The following is a 20,302-nucleotide window of genomic DNA, read 5'->3' as shown; positions in this document are numbered from 1 at the left end:
TGTAAATAGCTTCTAGTCAGAATCATTTAGTGGTATGGTTCTCAGACTCTAAGCAATCCTCGGAACCCTCTGGCAGCATAGTAAGATTCTGCCCCATTGTGATAAACAAAGACCTGGTCAAAGCGACGATCGCAAAAGAGCGCACCTCCAAGTTTTCTGATATTTGCAGGTGTTTTTACCCAACTCGATGTCTTAAGATCGAATTGTCCGGTTTTCTGAAGATCCCTGTATTGTTCTTCAGTTAAAAGTTCAATCCCCATTTCCGCAGCCATATCAACTGCACTGGTTTGGGGCTTATTTTCCTTCCTGGACTCCAGTGCTTCTCCGTCGTAGCAGATGCTTCTCCGGCCTGCAGGACTCTCCGCTGAACAGTCATAAAATATGTACTCTCCGGTCTTCTTATCAAAACCAATAACATCCGGTTCACCGCCGCTTTTTTCCATCTCACAAAGTGACCACAGTTTCCTGGTATCAGATTTAAGCTTTGCCTTAACTTTATCCCATTCAAGATCATTATGCCGGATCATATTCTTCTCAAAACGTAATTTCAAAGTATTGAGCTGTTCATCCTGTTGTTCGGGTATCAACTCTTTTCTTGTATCGACTTTTGACATAGTTAGTTTGGATTAATTGGTGATAATTTTATTACATCCTGTTAACAAAACAAATAATCAATTGTATTTGTTGTCAGGTTTAAAACTATCTGATATTCCTTATCTCTGCTCTGCTACCATCCATAGCACACTGATAATGGAGCACCTCTACAATTCTGGCATTGCTGCCGTCTGCATTCATCATCCAGACCGGACGTTTATCACCTTCTTTTTCAGCATATGTCTGTTTCATCTTTTGCTGGTCGCGCCAATAGGCTTCATTGGTGACTCTGAATGTTATAATTCTGCCGTCTGGTGAATATGCCGGAGAACTACTGATTTGTTTAAGATCTGTCAGTTGCCTTAAATCAGATCCGTCGGCATTACACGAGAAGATCTCAGCAATCTCACCTGCCTGCATTGAAAATGCTACTCTTTTCCCATCAGGTGACCATATGGGAGCTATACCGCCAATCTCGGATTCATTTGGTATTATCTGTAATGGATTCTTCCCATCCCAGTCCATTATCCATACTCCCCAGGCTTTTTGTCCTTTTCTTGTGAAAACCAGTTTTTTCCCGTCCGGTGAAATATTGGCATCCCTTCCTTCTGCTGTTACTTCCTGTTGAGAGCCATCGGGTTTTACTCTATAGATCTTCGAAGAATTTCCTTCATTAAAATAAATCCATTTGCCATCAGCAGTAAATGACGCCCAATAAGCAACTGATCCTTCTGTCAGACTGGTAATCTTTTTTAAGGTTTGAGCCATCAGAATTTGATATATAATAGTTAAAAGTTTTACCATCATCACGATCAGATGTGAAAATGACCTGTTTACCGTTTGGGTGAAATGCCGGATAACGCTCTTCTGATTCAGGTGCTTTGGTTATGTTGAAAGCATCGCCTGTAACAGGATCAACTGTAAAAATTTCAGTATCACCTGTGCGGACAGTTGTAATTAAAAATTGGATGCGTTCAGGCTGGCCAAATACATTATTGCTAAGTACAAGCAGCAAAATAATCAGTTTTTTCATGTCACTTTTCCTGTAAATTATTTGTATGATTTATAGAGCCGGGGAAACCTGGAAGACTTTAATCAGAAAGACAAATAAAAGTAGCATCTTCATTTAAGTATTTGCAATTCAGAGTTTTCTTGCGACAATAAAGCTGGCTGTAATTCCATCAAAAATCTTTTCGGATTCAACTATCTCAAAATTCTGATCCATGATTAGTTTTTCTACATCCGATGCTTTATACATGTTTAAGTGCAGAGGGAATATTCCAAGTCTTTTCATAATCAGAATTGATGTTACTTCGAGTCTTTTGCCGGAGGCCATCTTTTCTTTCATGCAGCCGGTTGTTGAAATAAACAGCCCGCCTGGTTTTAATAACTCATGAATTCTCCGGATTACTTTTTCACTATCCTCTAATAGATGAATTATTGCGCCAGCAATTATTTTATCAAAGGAAGAATTCTCAAAATCATCATCTGATAATGTTCCCTTTGAAAAAGATACATTCTCTGCTTTCGACTCTTCTTTTTTATTAATGCATATCTGATCATTTCAGATGAGAGGTCAAGGCCATGAATGTGTTTTACTCCACCCGCGAGCTCAATCGTTTTTGTCCCGGTTGCACAACCAAAATCAAGTACATTGTCGTTTATACTCAGATGTTTCCTTATCCTGGCAATAATATCCTTATTAATTGCATCCGATTGACTTTCACTGTTTTTAAAGGCAACCGCCTGCTTATCCCAGAATTTCTCGGCTTTTGTTATCATTTTTTGTCTTTGTCACGGACTTAAATTTATTAAGCAAAAAAATGAAAAGCAAATAAAAATTTGATTGTCCCGATGATCACACCTGCTCTTTTTATGCAGCAGAATCTCCTGATCTGAAACCAGCTTTCAAAAAGGGATCAATTTTGAAGGTTCCGGAAACAGTATTTATATACTAGCTTTCTTCAATGAAATAAAGTTTATTGTCTTCGACAAGGTAGAATAGGGGAGCAATCATGATTTTGGGATACCTTAGCCGCAGCCTTTTTGTCTCACTTAGAATAAATTCAGTCTCGTTGCTGATCTCAAACATAGGAGCGTAATTCATAAATTGCTCTTCTGCCCTTTCTTTAGTCCATCCAGCTGTAGCTACTAAGCCGTCAATAAACTCGGTACGTCGTGAAATCAGATTAACCATTCCACAGTTGTTGTGTCCTATCAGTGCGATATAGCTTACTTGGCCTACAGCAATTGCATAAGAAACTTTGAACTCGCTGTACCTTAAATTTGCCCCGCCTGAACGAATGATAAAGGCAAAGTTATCGGGCATATGAAGGTGTTTACGGTTATCCATACACATACCAACAAGAAGCTGAGCTTTCTCATATATCTCAAGTGGCCGGTTCAGGTTATGAAACTCCAGGAGCAATCCAATCGGGGTTTGACGATATTGCGGAAGTATGTCTTCTAACGTGTTAATTGACAAAAGCTTATCCATTTGGTCCGTTTTATATTTTAGTGTTGATTTTCATATTGTTGTTTAAAAAGATTTGACAAGACGGATACCAATAGAGTAGTCACCGTATTCTGGTGTGACATTGTCGCGATATGCTGACCTGCAACATTTTACACAATCATTCCAACTTCCGCCACGGCGTACATGGGTTTTTCCGGAAGTTGCATCTTTCCGGTTTACGATTATACCCGGATGTTTTTTTCTGCCGGTAGCATCGCTAAACAGATCGTACTTCTCACATGTTACTTCGTATCTGCTCATCATGAAAGCACTTAAGTTTACCTGATGCATAGTTTCATTATCATCTCTTTCTGCCTCACAGGCCGGACTTCCCACATTAAATGTTCCGGCGGGAATAGTAACCCACTCAATGGCAGGCTTGTTTTGAACAGTAACAATCAACTCATAGCTTATAAACGTTAAAATAAAAAATGCTTTCAGCATGGGTTGATTATTTTTTGTTGTTTTTATGGTATGGAACTTGTTTGTAACTGTCAAATCTGGGTTCTTAGAAGAAAAAGTCCGGGATAATTTTAATGGTCCGATTTCATTTATTTTACTTACTTAATCCTTGAAACTGGAATCGCGATCTTTTAGATTATGAAGGTTGATGATTTGTGTCCAGAAATTAAACTATCTATTGGTTTAAAGATGTTTATGGATAATTGAAAGAATTCCTTCTCTGGTAAAAGGTTTACTCAAAAAATCATCACAGCCGGAAGCCATGGCATTTTCTGTATCAGTAACGAATGCGGTCTGGGCAATCACAGGAAGATTTGGAAAATGCTCCTTGATTATTTTTGTTGCAGTATAGCCATCCATTAACGGCATCTTCAGATCCATTAACACCAGATCGAAATTGTTTGCTTTACATAGATTAACTGCTTCATTTCCGTTCAATGCTCTCATTATTTTTACTTGAGGATCAGACAAAAAATGTAATATAAGATTGAAATTCTGATCATCATCTTCCGCTACAAGAATAATTACTGGTTGTTTGAACTTCAAATATTTAAAGTCTTTTATTTCCTTTTCCCTCTGAACTTCGGATTCAGAATTAATATAAGGAACATTGAAATAAAATGTCGAACCCTTGCCTGGTTCGGATTGTAGCCATATTTTTCCTCCAAGAAGTTCTGTGTAAGCTTTAGAAATTGCCAGGCCAAGACCTGTTCCACCATATTGCCGTGAGAGTTCATTTTCAACCTGATAAAAGTTTTCAAAGATCCTTAAGTGCTGATCGTCTATTATCCCAATTCCGGTATCTGACACAAAAAATTCTATCATAGATTCTTTAACTTTGTAGCCAATTTCAACTTTCCCGTTTTTGGTGAATTTGAGAGCATTGCTAATCAGATTTGACAAAATTTGAATCAGCTTTGTACTATCTGTTTCAATCTGGGCATCTTCTTTTCTAAGGCCGGGAGTGACTTGAATAGAATTGCTATTCTCGACAGCTTTTAATTGGAACTGTGTATAAAGGCTCTCTAAAATATCGTTGATATTAACTTTAGTAATACTTTTCTTAAGAATATTCGCTTCAATACTTGAGATATCAACAATATCATTAATTATTGAAAGAAGCTGGTTACTTCCTTCCTGAATTGCTTTGATAAAAGATTTCTGATTTTCAGAAGTAGTGTCTTCTTCCTCAAGAATAGTAGAAAATCCGATTATCGCATTCATTGGTGTCCTGATCTCGTGAGAAATATTATGAAGAAATGCTGTTTTCAGGCGATCACTCTCTTCTGCTCTGTCTTTAGCTTCTTCAAGTTTGAGTTCAAAATGCTTTCTTTCATCAATGTCACGCAAAGATCCTTCAATACCATCTGGGTTACCTTCAGAATTGAGTAATAAATGTGCGTTTAGAGAAGTATATTTAGTCATTCCGTCTTTAGTTCTCATTCTGACTTCATAATCCCATACTTCGCTGTTCTTTGATAATTTTTCCAGCAATTGATTTCTTTCTTCCGGATAATAATAGAATATTGATACTGGCACTCCGATCAGTTCCTGAGAAGTATATCCTGATAATCTTTGTATTGACGGACTAATTTCTGTTATAATTCCATCATTATTAATCCGGTAATAGACATCCTGAATATTTTCGAATATGCTTCGGTATTTTTTTTCACTCTCCTCCAAAGCTTTTTGAGTCAGTTTTCTATCGGTAATATCCTTTAAAATATGAACTGATGACTCAAATTTCCCATCAGCATCGGGTATCGGCCAGACTTGTAAATGGTAAAATTTGTTATCCTGTTCATATTCGAATGAGGTACTTTCAGCGAATTGTTTAATCTTTGCACATGGACAATCTGGAATTGGTCCTGATGTATTATGAATACACTCATAGCACTTGCTACCAATAGTTTTTTCAACAGAAAATACGGGATTCTCCAGTCCGGCACGGTTCATTGCCAGGATCTTATAGTCTTTTGAAACGATATAAACAGTATCTGAAATAGCATCAAAAGTGCTCACCCACCTCAAAGCTGCTGCCTCGAGATCCCTGCTCGCCTTTATTCTTTCAGTAATGTCCCTGCAACTTCCATATAAAAAGCCCCCGGGCAATATAACAGCATTTAAATCTACAGGTAAAAATGATCCATCCTTTTTAAGAAGTTCAAGTTCTCCGATAACTTTTCCTTCAGCAAGCAATCTATTAAAAAGCATATTAAATTTATCAATAAGGTTTTCAGGAGCAAGGTCGGTAATAGTTTTCGAGATCATTTCTTCTCTGGAGAATCCCAACATTTCTGTAACCCTGTTATTTGTAAAAACATACCTTCCGGTTTGATCAGCAACAAAAATTGCGTCGGCAGAGTTTTCTGTTATTGTTCGGAATTTTTCTTCACTTTCCCTTAATTCTATTTCTGCTTTAATTTTGTCTTGCTTAAGGCTGGCTTCCTCCAGTGAATGTTCAACAGCGGTTGCCAGGCGCTTCAGATTCTGTTTAAGAAGATAATCTGAGGCCCCGTATTTCAGCATCTGAACAGCTATATCTTCACCAAGAGTTCCGGAAACTATTATAAAAGGTATTTCAGGATAACATTCAGAGCAGATCTTAAGAGCTGATATGCCATTAAATGACGGCAAATTATAATCCGCCAGGATTATGTCGAAATGATTTTGTTCAAGCTGATATCTGAAATCCTTTTCACAATCAACCCTTGTATAATCTATTTTGAAGGGGAGTGTTCCTAGCTCAGTCAGAACAAGCTCTGAATCATCCGGATCGTCTTCTAGATGAAGGACCTTAATTAATTCATCCTCTTTCATTGCTTAAATATTTAAGTTTTTAACGGAGGTTTATTAATAATACCCCAGAAAGCACCTACGAGCTTAACTGCCTCTATAAACTCATTAAATACAACTGGTTTTACAACATATGCATTTGTTCCCAGACGGTACCCTTCAATTATGTCCTTTTCTTCATTTGAAGATGTAAGAATCACTACCGGGATCATTTTTGTCTGATCGGTTTCTCTAATCTTTTTCAGAACTTCCATACCACTGACCTTAGGAAGTTTTAAGTCAAGGAGAATTACAGCTGGGTTACCACTTTCCCTTGATTTCCACTTGCCCTTGTAAAAAAGATAATCAAGAGCTTCTGATCCATCTCTTGCGATATCCAATTCATTTGCAAGGTTATTTTTCTTTATGGCGTCGATTGTCAGTTCCAGGTCATTTTCATTATCTTCAACAAGCAATATTCTATTAAGCTGGATTTTCATATTAATAGATTTTTAATTAGGATAAAAGATTATATCATAGTCTCTTTGGAAGAGTAAAAAAGAAAGTCGCCCCTTCATTTTCTACTCCTTCAGCCCAAACAGATCCGTTATGCTTATGTATGATTCTTCGAACAGTAGCGAGACCGATACCAGTTCCCTCAAATTCCTCATTGGTATGCAGCCTCTGGAAGACACCAAATAATTTATCTACATACTGATTATTAAAACCGGCTCCATTGTCCTTAACAAAAATTGTATATTCCTTTTTACTTTTATCGTAAAATCCGATTTCGATTACTGCGTTTTTTTTCTTACTGGTAAACTTTATCGAATTTAAGATCAGATTCTGCAACACAAGTTTGATTAGTGTAGAATCTGCAATAACATCAGGAAACTGGCTTATCTTCCATTCAATCTTCCTGCCTTTGGTAATATCAGCGGCTTCTTTTATAATGTTCTTAATGATAGCATTTAATGATAGTTTGACTGCCTTTAATTCAGCTCTTCCATGGCGTGAGTAGGTTAGTAGTTCATCTATCAGCAGACTCATTCTTGATGCTGCATTTTTTATTTTACCGGTTAGCCTGGTTATTTCCGGATCATTTTTATCTCTAAGTTCTGATTCAAGCTTTTCTGAAAATCCTATTACATGTCTCAGGGGTGCCCGAAGATCGTGAGATACCGAATAAGAAAAAGCTTCCATTTCATGATTGGCTTCTTTCAATTGAACGGTTCGATCTTCAACACGCTGTTCCAGGGTTTCATTGAGTTTTATTATTTCTTCTTCAGCATTCTTACGCGCGTTAATATCTATTACAAAGCCTATTACATTCAAGGGCGCTCCATTATCATCATTTTTGACGATAGCGCCTATATCATAAAACCATTTATATTCTCCTGCACTGTTCATAATACGATATTCAACCTCGTATTTTTCTGATAGTCTGCTTAAGTGCATTTTCATCGCGTTCATTGCTTTGTCTAAGTCCTCCGGGTGAATCAATGCTGTGAAATCAGTATAATGCTTAAATTTTTCAGGCTGATAACCCAACATAGTGGCTTTAAGTTTATCAAATGTTACTTTGCCAGTACTGATTTCCATTTCCCACCATGCCATATTTGCTGTTTGCATTGCAAGGTCAAGCCTGGAGCTCTTCTCTCTCAGTGCTTCTTCAGCCAGTTTCTTTGAGGTTATGTCCATATTAAACCCATACCATGTTACACTTCCGTCAGGCAATCTTTCAGGTGTTGAGTTGGAATAGATCCATTGTATTTCCCTGCCTGGTATCTGCACTCTGAATTCGCAGGTAAAATATGTCAGATGTTCAGCTGAATATTCAATATCATGAATTACTCTTTCCACGTCATCCTTATAAATTACCCGGCCAATAGGAGAAAAATCAGCCACAACATCTTCGGGTGTGCATCCAAAAATATTTCGGATTCCTTCCGAGGCTATTGGTACATAGTATGTCCCATCAGGTCGACGTGTGAATTGAAAGATTAAATCAGGCACATTTGCTGAAAGCTTTCTGAATTCTATATCCTTTTCCCGAATTTTTTCATCTGCTATCTTTTGTTCTGTGATATCATTGCAAATTCCAATCATTCTCAAGGGCTGGCCGTTTGTGTCATAAAATGCTTTACCGGTGGCATTGATCCATCGTATTTTTCCATCCGGAAGTCTAACCCTGTAATTGTTTTGCAGGTTGATTTTGTTTTTCAGGGCTTCTGCAATTTTTAATTCAGCCTGTTCTTTATCGTCGGGATGTAGTGCAGCTCTCCAGGTGTCGAAAGATGCATCTGCAACTTTCATATCGGTACCGAAAAGTTCATACATCTGTTCTGACCAGATAATTTTGTTTGTGGCTACATCCCAATCCCATACTCCGGAGTGGGATGAATTCAAAGCAAGATCCAAGCGGATGCCAGTTTCCTGTAACGCCTCACTAGCTAATTTGCGTTCGGTAATGTCCTCAATAATACCCAGGTTATAAAGAAACTGACCATCACTATCATAGGTGGATGTAACTGTCAGCGAACCCCAAACCACCTGCCCGTCTTTCCTGATGTAGCGTTTTTCTGTCTTATAAACTGCCAACTCTTTATTCATTAGCTTATGGACATTCTTAATATCATTCTCCAGATCATCCGGATGGGTTAAGTCTTTAAATGTTAATTTACGGATTTCAACTTCATCATAACCCATGATTCTGCAGAACATAGGATTTGCTTTTTAAACCGGAATTCTTTATCTGCCATTACCATGCCGAAAGGACCATTTTCATACAACTTTGTAAATCTGAACTCGCTTTCATAAAGCTGTTCTTCCCGAAGTTTACGCTCGGTTATATCTATGGATAAAATAAATACTCCTTCCGGAACCGGTTGAATACTCAAATCGAACCAGCCATGACTTCCATCCGGATAAACAAATTCATTTTCAAGATGACTCGCGGTTTTTTCTTCAATTGTCTGTTTAATGATTCGAAAAACTTCTGTTTTTTCAATTCCAGGCCACATGTCCTGATACCGGTTACCTATCAATTCTTCATTAGGGCGACGATTATGGATCTCTGCAGTTCGATTCAGATAGATGTATTTCCAATCAAAACCAATTATCTGGCACCCTTCCAAAAGATAGTCAAGTGTCGACTGGAATCTTTCCTCACTTTTTGCCAGGGTTGCAATCTTGCTTTGTCTCTCTGCTTCAATGGCCCTTAGATTTGCCTGACGCATTGCCTCAGAGACCCCAGCGATCATGGCACCTGTTATTGCAAATACAAATAGTCCGATAACATCGCCATGAGTCTTAATAAATGGCTGTGGAACTATGAGAAACCATAAAAAGTAACTGATGCTGCAAGCCAGTATGGTTCCAAGTAATCCGGCCCAAAGTCCGCCAAAAACCGAAACAATCATTACTGCAGGATAAAATGTCAGCCATGCCAATGTAGAGTCTAATGATTGCAATGGCCAGATTCTAAGTAAGGATGCAAGAATGATAAGGGAAAGTGTTATTGTTAAACGCTTCCATGTAAATGGAGTAAGTTGATTCAGTTTCATGTTAATATCCTTTAAGTTACCAAATGATTGAAGTGGAGAGCAAAAAAGGAACCTGAACACAGAAATCTAAAAGAACCTTCAATATATAAATAATAAATGATGTTTTAAGAAGAAAGTCATATTTATGCTATTTGTAAAACAATTTTCAGGTCATTTTTTGAGCGTCATTATGGGTATAAATTAAGAATATTACTGCTATTTATATAGGTAAACAGTAGAATACAGTATAAAACAGTAATAAACATTGATAATATTTGAAAAATGTTGTAATTTTATAGTATAACTAATTTCTTTAACCATGGAAAAAGCTAATGGATTAATTGAAGTTTTCAAAATATTTCAGAATGCTGAGTCATATTTTGAAGAGCGAAGTAAGGATCAATCGAAAAGACTAATCCTTAATCAGTTGCTGATTATTTGCGTATTTACATTTCTTTATGGAATTGTCATGGGCAGTTATCATAGCTTCCTTCAGTCACTTATTGCCGGATTAAAAGTGACTTTTCTGTTTATTAGTGCAATTCTGATTTGTTTCCCGTCATTCTATGTAATTCAGCAGGTCCTGAGTTCCAAAATGACACTGAAACAAATGATATTTATAATTCTGAGCGGTTTTGTACTTACCGCTGCCATTGCTATCTCTTTCGCACCAATTGTAATATTGTTTCAGTTAACAGGGGGGAACTACCATTTCCTGCAGCTTCTGCATGTATCAATATTTGTCTTCTCAGGGATCTTCGGTATGAGATTAATGATTGAAGCGTTGAAATTTGCCTGTGAGAAAAAAGATATTTATCCGCGTATCGGGGTCAATGTTTTCAGAATCTGGATGATAATACTTGCTTTTGTCGGAATACAGATAGCCTGGAACCTGCGTCCTTTTCTGAGTAACAAGACCGAGGAATTTAAGCTCTTCAGGAAATATGAGGGTAACTTTTATACCGCAATAATCTATTCAGTCCAACAGCTTACGAACCCTGCAATTCCTGACAATCAAAATGATTTCAATGAGGATAAACGAAACCCAATAAATGAAAAATCACAAATTAACGACACAGCATTGGTGAATCTGCTGAACAAGCTTAATGGTACAGATACAACTGTAACTTTAACCTTTAAGAGGAGGTAAGGATGGATGAAATTATGACGATTGAGGAAGTAGCAAAGTATTTAAAGCTAAAGCCGCAAACCATTTACACATGGGCTCAGAATGGAAAAATCCCGGCGGCAAAACTGGGAAAGGAGTGGAGATTTAAAAGATCCGTTGTCGATAAATGGTTTAACCAGCATATTGATCAGAGGTTTTCTGACTACTTATAAAAGTGAGCATAATCCGATCAAGACCTTTCTTAGTTCATTATTTTATACTGCAGGAGCAATGGTTCCCTGTTTTAACCTTCTCAAAACACTCCCTGCCTTCTTTGAATGAATAATAAGCCAGCCCGAGTGTGCCGATAGAATCGATGTATGGTATTTTAAATAGTTCGTATGTTACACTGGCAATTAAAACGATAACTGACATATAGATGCATACCTGTGTGCATTCTGCATCTGCAATTATCGCATTCGAATTGAGTTCCTTTCCGATTTTCCTTTTGCCATAAACAAGCAGTAACATAACGACTATCGATAACAGGGAGATTATAATTCCCCAAAGAGTCGTTACAGGCTTATGATCTGTAACAATATTATAAGCACTTGAAATAACCAGACCTGCTGTGAGTATATAAAATGAAACACCGGTTATTTTTAATGCTGTCCGTTCAAAATCATCCCTGCTGCCATTTGGGTTATTCCTGATTCGTATTATCATATGAGCAATACCTACTCCTGAAAGAACTTCTATAAAACTGTCAAAACCGAAACCCAACAGAGTTAAACTTTCATCGGTATAACCAAAGTATACTGAAAACAGACCCTCCAGTATGTTATAGAAGATTGTGAAAAGGGCAAGATACCAGGCATATTTATAAAGCCTATGTTTATCCATAATTTCCGGAAGATAGGTTTTTATTCTATATACAACAAGAAGCTATCGCCATTGTTCAGCAGGTCGGTTTTTGAGGATTCTGATAGTCTTTTTTTGTTATAATGACAGATGACTTTTCTATTTTTTCGTTTCGCCACCATAATACGGTCTGAAAGATCAAACTGCTTGATGATAAAATATTTAGGGTTATATGGTTTATGTATTGATTTCAGCTGTATCGTTCTGATATACTTATAATATTTGAATTCTGAGTTTTTCAACTATTACTTATTTCAAGAAGGACCATCACAGTTCCCATGTCGAGTAAGCCATGCATGATTGCAAAATATGGGAATAATTTTGGGACGATTATAGAGGGTGATGCCAATCAGACAGGCGAAGGGTAAGTACATTAAAAGCCTGTATATTAAGAATTTCAAGTCTGGAATAAAAGGCAATGTACAATGCTGGGCAGATAAAAATAATACAGGGAAGAAGACTGCTAACCACTTTTTATTCAGTTGTTTTTTTAGCGCAGGCATAATATAGCCAAAGTAAGTTGCTAATTCTCCAAATGCAATAGTAACAGGAAACAAGACCAATAAAACATATATCAATGGAAGCGGGATTGGGTTAAACATCATGTTATATGGAACAGCCGAATCTCCCCACAGCCAGATGCTAAGATAGTAATTAGGGAAAAAAAACACCGGGCCACAAACCAGGGTAAGACCTAAAAATAAAAGGATGTCTTTTTTAAATGAGGTTTTGTCTACTCTAAACAAATCCAGAAAACGGAGTCCCTCCGACTTAAAGACATATATTAAAAAGATAATACTAAAAAGGTTTGTTACTGATGCTGATAATAACCAATATTTTACTGATTGCTCAAAAGAACTTAACAGGAGTGCAATTAATAGCTGAAAAACCAGAAATAACACTAGCCGGCTTGGCAGAAGAAATATAGATGGTATTATTTTCGAATTCATTGATGATTTAAGATTTGTTTTATTATGAATGGCATCGGAAGGAAATTCTGAATGCTATAAATGAATTGAGAAGGAGAAAGTTTTTACTACATTTTAAGTACAATTAATACTCCTGTTATAAAATCAATTAAATTTAAAAGGCAGTGGGCTCCGATACCAAGAAACAGGTTTTCTTTTCTTTTTACCAGATATATTAAGGGTAATACACCAAATGTGCGAACGACAATCATCCATGGCGTCCAGGTATGATATAGTGCAAATAATCCACTGTGTGTTATTTCTGTCCAGCCTTTCAGGCTGTCTGGCATTCTTGGTAAAAGGTATCCTCTGAAATAAAACTCTTCAATAATTGGTACGACCAAGACCATAATGGGAAGAAAGAGAAGATATGTGAATAGAAGCTTTGATTTTGTCAGTGTAGAATCCAATCCCATGTCAATAATTGTATCAGCAGGCAGCCAATTGAAAAAAGTCATGAGAAATGTCGAAGTAAAACCGAGTATTTTAAACAGAACACCGGCAATTACAATAATCAATGGGATGAATAAAAGATATTGCCAAAATGGGATAGGTTTAAAATATTGAATTACACCTTTAAAGAGATTCTAAGAAGTCACTTTCTTCTGGTAGATTAAGAACCCTAATTCAAAAGGAATTAAAATGACTGTACCAGAAATAATAAGTGCCATAAGTGTTGGAAAACCATTTGCCTTTACAATCGGGCTTAAAATATAATAAGCTATTCCGCCCAGTATTCCCGGTAAAAGATGCAAGGCTATTGACTTTAAGAGGGTGTGTCTGGTAATATTATTTTCCATATTCTAAAACTGAATAAATGAATACACATAAACTTCTTCTGCTAACAATTTATTTAATCACTGCAATTCAGCTATAAATTAAATGGTGGCCAACTCATGTATATGAAACATGACAGAATCAATTTCTTTGCTAAGGTTTCTGTAGTAAAAATAGGAAAGTTTCAGTAATTAAAAACTAATGTCGATGGGCAAATGTGTCAGGTAAGACTTTTATCTGATCAGAAACAGTGGGGGATAGAGCTTATTAAAAGGGCATAAAAGTGTAATTGGGTTTTACGGAACCAGGCAAAGATTATGACAAGTTTTAATTTCAGTTATCCATACAATGGCCTGTTGGCTGGCGAATGAGAATACCTATACCATCCAGGTTAGATTAAGTGCTAATTTTAAACTGTCATGCAGGTACGAATTTGTCCTGTGTCATTTAGGTTTTATAATGCTCTTTGAATTCTTCGCCTCATGTCTGTTTGATAAAAACATTGCGAGAATAGTAAATGACAGTGAAAGCATACCCAGAAAGGGTCCCATATTCGATTTTGAAATCAGGTCCTGATAATCGATGAAAAACAGATTTGAAACTAATAATGCAAAAGAAAGGCCAGCAATAATTAACCTGAATTTTCTCATATTTTAACTGTTTTGTAATGAACACTTGAATCCAGTTTGAAATTTAATAAAAATTCCAATATGTTGCGTGCGATCCCGGGACCTCGCTTTTGAGTCAAAGTGTGACAAACAATATGCCCATATTGCCCGTGTTAACTGATCGCTTTTTTATTATCATTTTCTCTGTATTCCAGAATATCACCTGGCTGACAGTCTAACGCATTGCAAATAGCTTCAAGGGTCGTAAACCTGATTGCTTTTGCTTTTCCGGTTTTTAGAATAGAAAGATTAGACAGGGTTAAATCAACTTTCCCCGACAGCTCATTGAGCGACATCTTTCGTCGCGCCATCATTACATCCAAGTTTACTATGATTGGCATGGCTTATACAGTTAAATCGTTTTCATTCTGGATTTCAACTCCTCTCGAAAAAATAGTAGCCAGAACATAAACTACAGCTGCCATTAATAAAAATGCACTGCCATCTTCCCAGAATTTATCCAGCGTGCCAGGTTCTAATCCGTAATGAACCATACTTTGTGATATTTCACGGGCTATTAAACTAATTATCCCTATTTCGAGAGTGATATAACTGATTTTTTTAAACTGGTCGGCAACATAAGTATTGAATGGTTTCTCCAAATCAAGTTTATGTAAAAGCATTATTACTACATAGAACAGATATGCCTTTGAAATCGAGATTGTCAGGATAAAACCGTACATACCGAAATACACCCAAATGTTAGTATTATAAATTTGACTGAGGTCCAGCTTCTGATAAAGGTTATGGACAACTTCAGGATTGAAGAGACTCAAAACAAAATTAACTATAAGTGCTCCGGCTTCGATGCACAAGCCAACGAATATGATCCAGCCAATTATTTGAAGGCCTATAAATACGAGATTGTTTCTTTTTGTCATAATACTTAAGATTAGAATTATGGCTCAAAGATAATAAAAAATTATTGATAAACAATATATATGTAATAAATATCAAAAAATATTTAATGAATATATATTTATTTCTTTTTATTTTTCTGTGTGATGGTTGTCACTGTTCATATAGGCCAACGGTCAAATTGCATGTGTGTATATCTGGTGGATATAACTAAATTTCAAATTGTTATTGAGAATGATCGCTAACAGTTCGGCGGTTGGGGTAGAAAAAGATTATTATCCCTACCATCTGTGTTAGGCGCCGGAGTTTTTAAATCCCGACAGATGAGTGAAACCTGTCACGCCAAGATAAAGCAATCCAGTCAGCTGAGCGTAGGGATGAGAGATTTGTAAAAGGGAAGAAAATTGTCAGGTGATAGATTTTTATGTCTGCCAGTCATGGTTAAGCTGTCCGTATGTCATTATCAGTTAAGGATATTTAGGAGAATAAAAATCCTTAGATTTAATAGGAATACTGGTTTGTTGTTAGGTTGTTGAGAATCTATTTATATTAGTCTGTATATAATTTTATTATTCAACTCTCCTAGATTCAATTCTGCTACCTGTTATCGTTCTGGTAATGCTGAATGCGGAAATATTGATTATTGACATTATTTGGTCATTGTACTGTGATGAGATTAATTTATCACTTTTAGCACCGTCCATGTCACCAAGGACTTCCTTTACTTTAGATCTTGATTCGTAAAACTCAAAATTAAACCGGTTGTCTGTAATTGCCTCATTGTAGAGCTTTAAAGCTTTTTCATACTTTTGTTTTTCAAAATATCTTTTAGCATTTTTATTATAATCAATAGGTTGTGTGTTTTTGTAAATTCTATACCTGAAAATGAACAGATAGTTTTTGTCAATTGGTATATTATTTATTTTAGCAGGACTCCATTCCTTTTCCAGATCATTTATTGCGACTAATGAACTGTTAGATAGAGAAATATCCGGAGAGCTTACCACTGCTAAGCTGGTGAGTTTGCCTTCCTTTGTAATGGTACACGAAAGAACTACATCACCCTCTATCTTTGGCGATGACCCTTCTCTAGGGTAAAGAACCCTGCGGGCAAAAAATTTATTAAGATCTCCCTTTAGATATTCTGCCTTTTTATTTCCTAAGGTAGGATCAGAAATTTGAATTGACTGACTTTTCCCATTCATCAAATAAGTCAGGAGAATCATTATAGCTATTAATATTTTCTTCATATTTCGATAGTATTTTCAGTTACCTAAAGTTAATATTCTACAATAATATTTTACCTGTTTTAAATTTTTTTAATCTGCAGATTAATGTGATTTGGATAGTCAAATTAGATTTTTCAAGGAGATTGATTTTAGATTTAAAAGTCTGTAAGTCAGGGTTAAGCCGTTATCTGGCTTTGTCGTTAGCATGAGTGAGCATTAGTGAGCAGGATTTGTCAGGGATGGCCGGCTCCGAAAATTGGCAAGATGATAAAATGATCAAAAGAAAAAGGAGCGTTCGGGCCCCTGAATTACTTGCAGTTTTTGCTCGGCTGGCGTTCACGTCACCAGGCAAAAATTGTGACAAGTTTATTACCCCAACCATCCGGGTTAGCATTTGTGCCTAGATTAAAACTGTCCCGATATGAAGAACTTGTCACAATAACTGAAATTTGTCACGGTTTTCAGTCCTGGATTATGGGCAGGATTTATCTAGGTATTGTTTTTTGATATAGTTTTTGTGGAACTGATTTAGCAGTTATCAAGAATTAGCTCGATTGCGTCATAACTGATAGCGTCAAACATTACCTGAACATTCTTTGTGTACTCAGAATCATGACTCATAATGGCATCTTTGACAATAAAAGCCTTATAATCATGGTTCTGAGCTCCAATTTTACTAGCCAATACACAACCTATGGCACTAAAACCGCAAAGGAACACTGTATTACAGCCTTTTTTCTTTAGAATATCATCAAGTATTGTTTTGTTGAAACTGTCAGAATATGTTTTGATAACCTGAGTGTCTTCTGATTTAATTTTAATTGTATCTGGATATTCGAATTCTTCAGAATTTGGTAATTGTCCGGTTTCATTATTACTGTGGTAAATACGGATGATTGGAAAATCATGTTTTCTAAAGAGATCAATTAAAAGATTAATGAAGAAAAATGCAAGTTCCTTGTCTCTTTGTGCGATAGATGTTAGATATCTATTTTGGACATCAATTATTAGTAAAGCTGGTTTGATGTCTCTTCTTTTTTTTGATTTATCTGCCATGATAGTTTCTTAGTTGTATAGTGCGAAATTAATAAATATTTGTAGAAAGAATCATTCGAAATTGTTCAAAGTCAGTGTCATCGGTGAGTGATTGCCAAAATCGTGCAAAAGCAAATTTATTATGTGTTTTGAATACTTGTTGCTGTGGAGTCCTTGCCTTTTTCGTTAGCATTTGTGCGATCTGTCAAGGGTTACATAATTGTCACACTATAAGTAAACTGTCCCGGCAGGAGCGGACCGCGCATAAATACTATCGGTCTGCCGGTAACAGGTGTTTTTGTTGGTGAGTCCACCTAAGGCCGCAGGCAGGAAATATAGTGGGGATCAGTCATTTAATAAGGCCATATGGGAGCGAACCAGGGCGTGGTTTTTTGCCTGATGAAGTATCGTGGTGCAAACATGAACGATGCCAGGATTAACTTATGGTGCAGGATTTAATAGCCGGCAGATGCACCAATCCGGGTTTACGGACATGATAAATTCTCTCCGATGCAGGAATATAACGCAAAAACCGTGACAAAAAAAATAATTGCTACTGTCCGTGTTTGCATTTCGTGATATTTTATTTGTCTTAATCACTTTGAAACTCACAATATATTTTTAGCTTTGTAGCACAAAGTTCTTTGTATTATTCTAAGTTATAATAAAGTAATAATTTAAAAAATTAGCATTATGAACAGCTTATCTATTATCGGGAAAACATTCAGTTGGATTTTCGGAACTGCTACCTTTTTGGCGGGCATAATCAATACATTTTGGGGGAACGATCCGTTTTTTGGAATTTTCTTGATTATTGTATCGGTATTTTACTTTCTGCCAGTGAATATATTAATTATGCTGACAAAAAAAGTTTCGCGTATTTCAATTGGTCCTAGATTGGCGATTTTAGCAAAAGTTCTTGTCGGCATTTTTATCTTTATTGCAGTTCTTGGTGTAGGTGAGATATTTGATAAAATAAACTTGATGATGGCTGATTTAAATTTTTAAGTTAAAGTTTGGAACGAATGTAAATCTTCTGCTAATTCTCGATCTCATGAAGGCTAACGGCTCTGCGGTTGCGCAATTTTTACCATCCCGGCTGAAGAGTGAAAACTGTCACGTCACCAGGCAAAAATTGTGACGAGTTTATTACCCCAACCATCTGCGTTAGGTGGTCGTAGCAATATTAAAATCATTTTATCATTTGATTATCGGCCATCCCTTCAGGTATCCAATGGAAATCAAGAATTTATCTGTTTCTTCCATTGTCGAGAAGAAAGTTGGATTTTCACCTTTGTAATAATTGAAAAAACCATGCCCGAGTCCTTCAAAAGGGACAACTTCACAATTATTGTCATATTTTTTCATAGTCTCACAGAATCTGGTAGCCTGATGAAAGGGCACTGCATTATCTGCTGTCCCATGGAATATGATTGTTGGTGGCACCCCTACGGATAGGTGATGAATTGGAGAAATTTCTGTCTCTCTACCCGCGAAAGCTTTGATTAACTTTTTTGGTAAATTATTCACTATCTCTGGCACATCAAGTACAGGATTATAGAGCACCAATGCATTTGGTACTGAGCTTATACTCAACTCTTCAGTTGTCTCATCAAAGTCTTTTATCAAGGCGGTACATGCTGCCATGTGACCGCCGGCACTTCCTCCTGCTGCTACGATTCGATTTTCATCAATACCAAACTCACTGGCGTGTGCTCGTACATAACGAATGGCTGATTTCGCATCTGCCACACATTCAAATGGTGTAGCTCCCTGCCGCTTTCTGACCCGATATTCGACACTTATTGCTACCATCCCACGTTCAGCCAGATACTTACACTGAGGTATAAACTGCCAAGCATGTCCTCCAGACCAAGCACCTCCGTGAAAAAATACTATTGCAGGGAATTCTTCCATATCATTTCGTACAGAAGGCTGAAAGATGTACAGTTTTAGTTTTGTCAATCGGATAGTTTTATAAACCTTGGTTTGCATTACATATCCATTGTCTGGAACTTGTGAATAAATTAATCCTGTAAAGGAACTTATCACAACTAGAAGCAAAAAAATTGGGAGTTTGTATTTCATGTTGTGTTTCATTGAAATATAGTCTCTTTTGGAACATAGGAACTTAATTGTAAAAGTACAAAACTAAAATTAGTCCGTTAGGTGGTCGTAGCAGTTTTTAACAATGGCAATCCGAAAATAGTGACTTTCTGAAATAGTCATGTTGTAAATATATTTGCCTTGTAATGAGTTGTTTAATAAATTTGTAATAATTGACAATTCTTCTTTTAGTTTAATTCTAATGAATCACAAACCTTATGAAAAAAATTAGTTTAACAATCATAGTGATGGTCGTCCTGCTGATTCTTTCGAATGGTCTCCAAGCGCAAACTTCAGGTGATAAACTTGATCAAGTTGAATTAATGAAACAATTTACTGGAAAATGGAAATGCGAAATAGCAAAAGACACATCAGAAGTTATGGAGGCCGTACCTTATGGAAAAGGTTTTGAAGTGCATTATATGTTTGTTGGGTCAGGCAACATATTTATGGAAGGTAAACAACTTTGGGGCTTTGATTCGAAGTACGAAAATTTCATTTGCTACTCACTCTCAACTGGAGGCAAATTTCAATATTTTACTGGGAAGTTCACAACAGATAAAAAAATTTATTGGGAAGGTAAAAGTCTCATTACTCCCGATAAAATACTTTCAAGATATGATTATGAATTTTTATCACCTGATTCATTTAGCATTCTTGAAGGGAAGAATCCAGTCCCATTTGTTTATAAACGAGTGAAATAGTAATGATTAGCTCGCAATTTGAAAATAATTAAGGTAA

Annotated in this window: 23 protein-coding genes and 1 pseudogene; 4 read left to right on the top strand and 20 right to left on the bottom strand. The window is 36.4% G+C overall.

The genetic code is table 11. The annotated features are described in order from the left end of the window. Window positions 1-41 precede the first annotated feature (41 nt). From IPJ16_02540 to IPJ16_02495, 10 genes and pseudogenes are all read right to left on the bottom strand, one after another. Entirely contained in the window at window positions 42-614 is a 573-nt protein-coding gene (locus tag IPJ16_02540; protein MBK7626075.1) for a DUF4256 domain-containing protein, read from the bottom strand. An 85-nt stretch (window positions 615-699) separates the two neighbouring features. Next, a pseudogene (locus tag IPJ16_02535) lies at window positions 700-1,627 on the bottom strand (PD40 domain-containing protein). Window positions 1,628-1,735: 108 nt separating this feature from the next. Further along, a complete protein-coding gene (locus IPJ16_02530; protein MBK7626074.1) occupies window positions 1,736-2,149 on the bottom strand; it encodes a methyltransferase domain-containing protein in 414 nt (137 codons plus the stop codon). After that, window positions 2,047-2,376: a methyltransferase domain-containing protein gene (locus tag IPJ16_02525; protein MBK7626073.1), complete on the bottom strand. Its 330-nt coding sequence runs from the start codon at window positions 2,374-2,376 to the stop codon at window positions 2,047-2,049. Before IPJ16_02525 ends, IPJ16_02530 begins: the two co-directional genes overlap by 103 nt. A gap of 172 nt (window positions 2,377-2,548) precedes the next feature. Continuing rightward, on the bottom strand, window positions 2,549-3,091 hold the full coding sequence (locus IPJ16_02520) for a carbonic anhydrase (protein MBK7626072.1): 543 nt from the start codon (window positions 3,089-3,091) through the stop codon (window positions 2,549-2,551). A gap of 42 nt (window positions 3,092-3,133) precedes the next feature. Beyond that, window positions 3,134-3,553, bottom strand: coding sequence for an SUMF1/EgtB/PvdO family nonheme iron enzyme (locus IPJ16_02515; GenBank protein MBK7626071.1), 420 nt, complete (start codon window positions 3,551-3,553; stop codon window positions 3,134-3,136). A gap of 201 nt (window positions 3,554-3,754) precedes the next feature. After that, entirely contained in the window at window positions 3,755-6,391 is a 2,637-nt protein-coding gene (locus tag IPJ16_02510) for a PAS domain S-box protein (GenBank protein MBK7626070.1), read from the bottom strand. 11 nt (window positions 6,392-6,402) lie between these two features. After that, window positions 6,403-6,846, bottom strand: coding sequence for a response regulator (locus IPJ16_02505; protein ID MBK7626069.1), 444 nt, complete (start codon window positions 6,844-6,846; stop codon window positions 6,403-6,405). Window positions 6,847-6,880: 34 nt separating this feature from the next. Next, window positions 6,881-9,070 carry a PAS domain-containing protein gene (locus IPJ16_02500; protein MBK7626068.1) on the bottom strand — a complete coding sequence of 730 codons (2,190 nt, stop codon included), beginning with the start codon at window positions 9,068-9,070 and terminating at the stop codon, window positions 6,881-6,883. Continuing rightward, entirely contained in the window at window positions 9,022-9,912 is an 891-nt protein-coding gene (locus IPJ16_02495) for a PAS domain-containing protein (GenBank protein ID MBK7626067.1), read from the bottom strand. Before IPJ16_02495 ends, IPJ16_02500 begins: the two co-directional genes overlap by 49 nt. Window positions 9,913-10,210: 298 nt before the next feature. On the opposite strand from IPJ16_02495, the gene IPJ16_02490 reads away from it, so the two are divergent. Then, complete coding sequence (locus IPJ16_02490) at window positions 10,211-11,041, top strand: hypothetical protein (GenBank protein MBK7626066.1); 831 nt, start codon at window positions 10,211-10,213, stop codon at window positions 11,039-11,041. A 2-nt stretch (window positions 11,042-11,043) separates the two neighbouring features. Next, window positions 11,044-11,232, top strand: a complete 189-nt coding sequence (locus IPJ16_02485) for a helix-turn-helix domain-containing protein (GenBank protein MBK7626065.1) — start codon at window positions 11,044-11,046, stop codon at window positions 11,230-11,232. Between the two features lie 37 nt (window positions 11,233-11,269). On the opposite strand, the gene IPJ16_02480 is transcribed toward IPJ16_02485, so the two are convergent. The 9 genes from IPJ16_02480 to IPJ16_02440 form a co-directional block, all read right to left on the bottom strand. Further along, on the bottom strand, window positions 11,270-11,902 hold the full coding sequence (locus IPJ16_02480) for a cation transporter (protein MBK7626064.1): 633 nt from the start codon (window positions 11,900-11,902) through the stop codon (window positions 11,270-11,272). A 272-nt stretch (window positions 11,903-12,174) separates the two neighbouring features. Further along, the gene (locus IPJ16_02475) at window positions 12,175-12,870 is read right to left on the bottom strand and encodes a hypothetical protein (protein ID MBK7626063.1); all 696 of its coding nucleotides are present in this window, start codon (window positions 12,868-12,870) and stop codon (window positions 12,175-12,177) included. A gap of 86 nt (window positions 12,871-12,956) precedes the next feature. Continuing rightward, a complete protein-coding gene (locus IPJ16_02470; protein MBK7626062.1) occupies window positions 12,957-13,406 on the bottom strand; it encodes a CPBP family intramembrane metalloprotease in 450 nt (149 codons plus the stop codon). 69 nt (window positions 13,407-13,475) lie between these two features. Beyond that, on the bottom strand, window positions 13,476-13,688 hold the full coding sequence (locus IPJ16_02465; protein MBK7626061.1) for a hypothetical protein: 213 nt from the start codon (window positions 13,686-13,688) through the stop codon (window positions 13,476-13,478). 420 nt (window positions 13,689-14,108) lie between these two features. Then, window positions 14,109-14,315: a hypothetical protein gene (locus IPJ16_02460; protein MBK7626060.1), complete on the bottom strand. Its 207-nt coding sequence runs from the start codon at window positions 14,313-14,315 to the stop codon at window positions 14,109-14,111. Between the two features lie 131 nt (window positions 14,316-14,446). Continuing rightward, complete coding sequence (locus IPJ16_02455; protein MBK7626059.1) at window positions 14,447-14,674, bottom strand: helix-turn-helix transcriptional regulator; 228 nt, start codon at window positions 14,672-14,674, stop codon at window positions 14,447-14,449. Window positions 14,675-14,677: 3 nt separating this feature from the next. Further along, window positions 14,678-15,214 carry a DUF2975 domain-containing protein gene (locus IPJ16_02450; GenBank protein ID MBK7626058.1) on the bottom strand — a complete coding sequence of 179 codons (537 nt, stop codon included), beginning with the start codon at window positions 15,212-15,214 and terminating at the stop codon, window positions 14,678-14,680. Between the two features lie 546 nt (window positions 15,215-15,760). Then, window positions 15,761-16,441, bottom strand: a complete 681-nt coding sequence (locus IPJ16_02445; protein ID MBK7626057.1) for an energy transducer TonB — start codon at window positions 16,439-16,441, stop codon at window positions 15,761-15,763. Between the two features lie 507 nt (window positions 16,442-16,948). Then, window positions 16,949-17,476: a cysteine hydrolase gene (locus IPJ16_02440; protein MBK7626056.1), complete on the bottom strand. Its 528-nt coding sequence runs from the start codon at window positions 17,474-17,476 to the stop codon at window positions 16,949-16,951. Window positions 17,477-18,148: 672 nt separating this feature from the next. Here IPJ16_02440 and IPJ16_02435 point away from each other — a divergent pair. Next, window positions 18,149-18,463 (top strand): hypothetical protein, encoded by a 315-nt coding sequence (locus IPJ16_02435; protein MBK7626055.1) that lies wholly within the window; start codon window positions 18,149-18,151, stop codon window positions 18,461-18,463. 192 nt (window positions 18,464-18,655) lie between these two features. Here IPJ16_02435 and IPJ16_02430 read toward each other — a convergent pair whose 3' ends face one another. Next, window positions 18,656-19,543, bottom strand: coding sequence for an alpha/beta hydrolase (locus IPJ16_02430; protein MBK7626054.1), 888 nt, complete (start codon window positions 19,541-19,543; stop codon window positions 18,656-18,658). Between the two features lie 236 nt (window positions 19,544-19,779). Here IPJ16_02430 and IPJ16_02425 point away from each other — a divergent pair, with 236 nt between their 5' ends. Then, on the top strand, window positions 19,780-20,265 hold the full coding sequence (locus IPJ16_02425; protein ID MBK7626053.1) for a hypothetical protein: 486 nt from the start codon (window positions 19,780-19,782) through the stop codon (window positions 20,263-20,265). The last annotated feature ends 37 nt before the right edge of the window (window positions 20,266-20,302 follow it).

The sequence above is a fragment of the Bacteroidales bacterium genome (genome assembly GCA_016709865.1).
Taxonomy (GTDB): domain Bacteria; phylum Bacteroidota; class Bacteroidia; order Bacteroidales; family VadinHA17; genus LD21.
The sequence above is the reverse complement of the archived record's forward strand: the minus strand, read 5'-3'. Positions and strand labels throughout refer to the sequence as shown.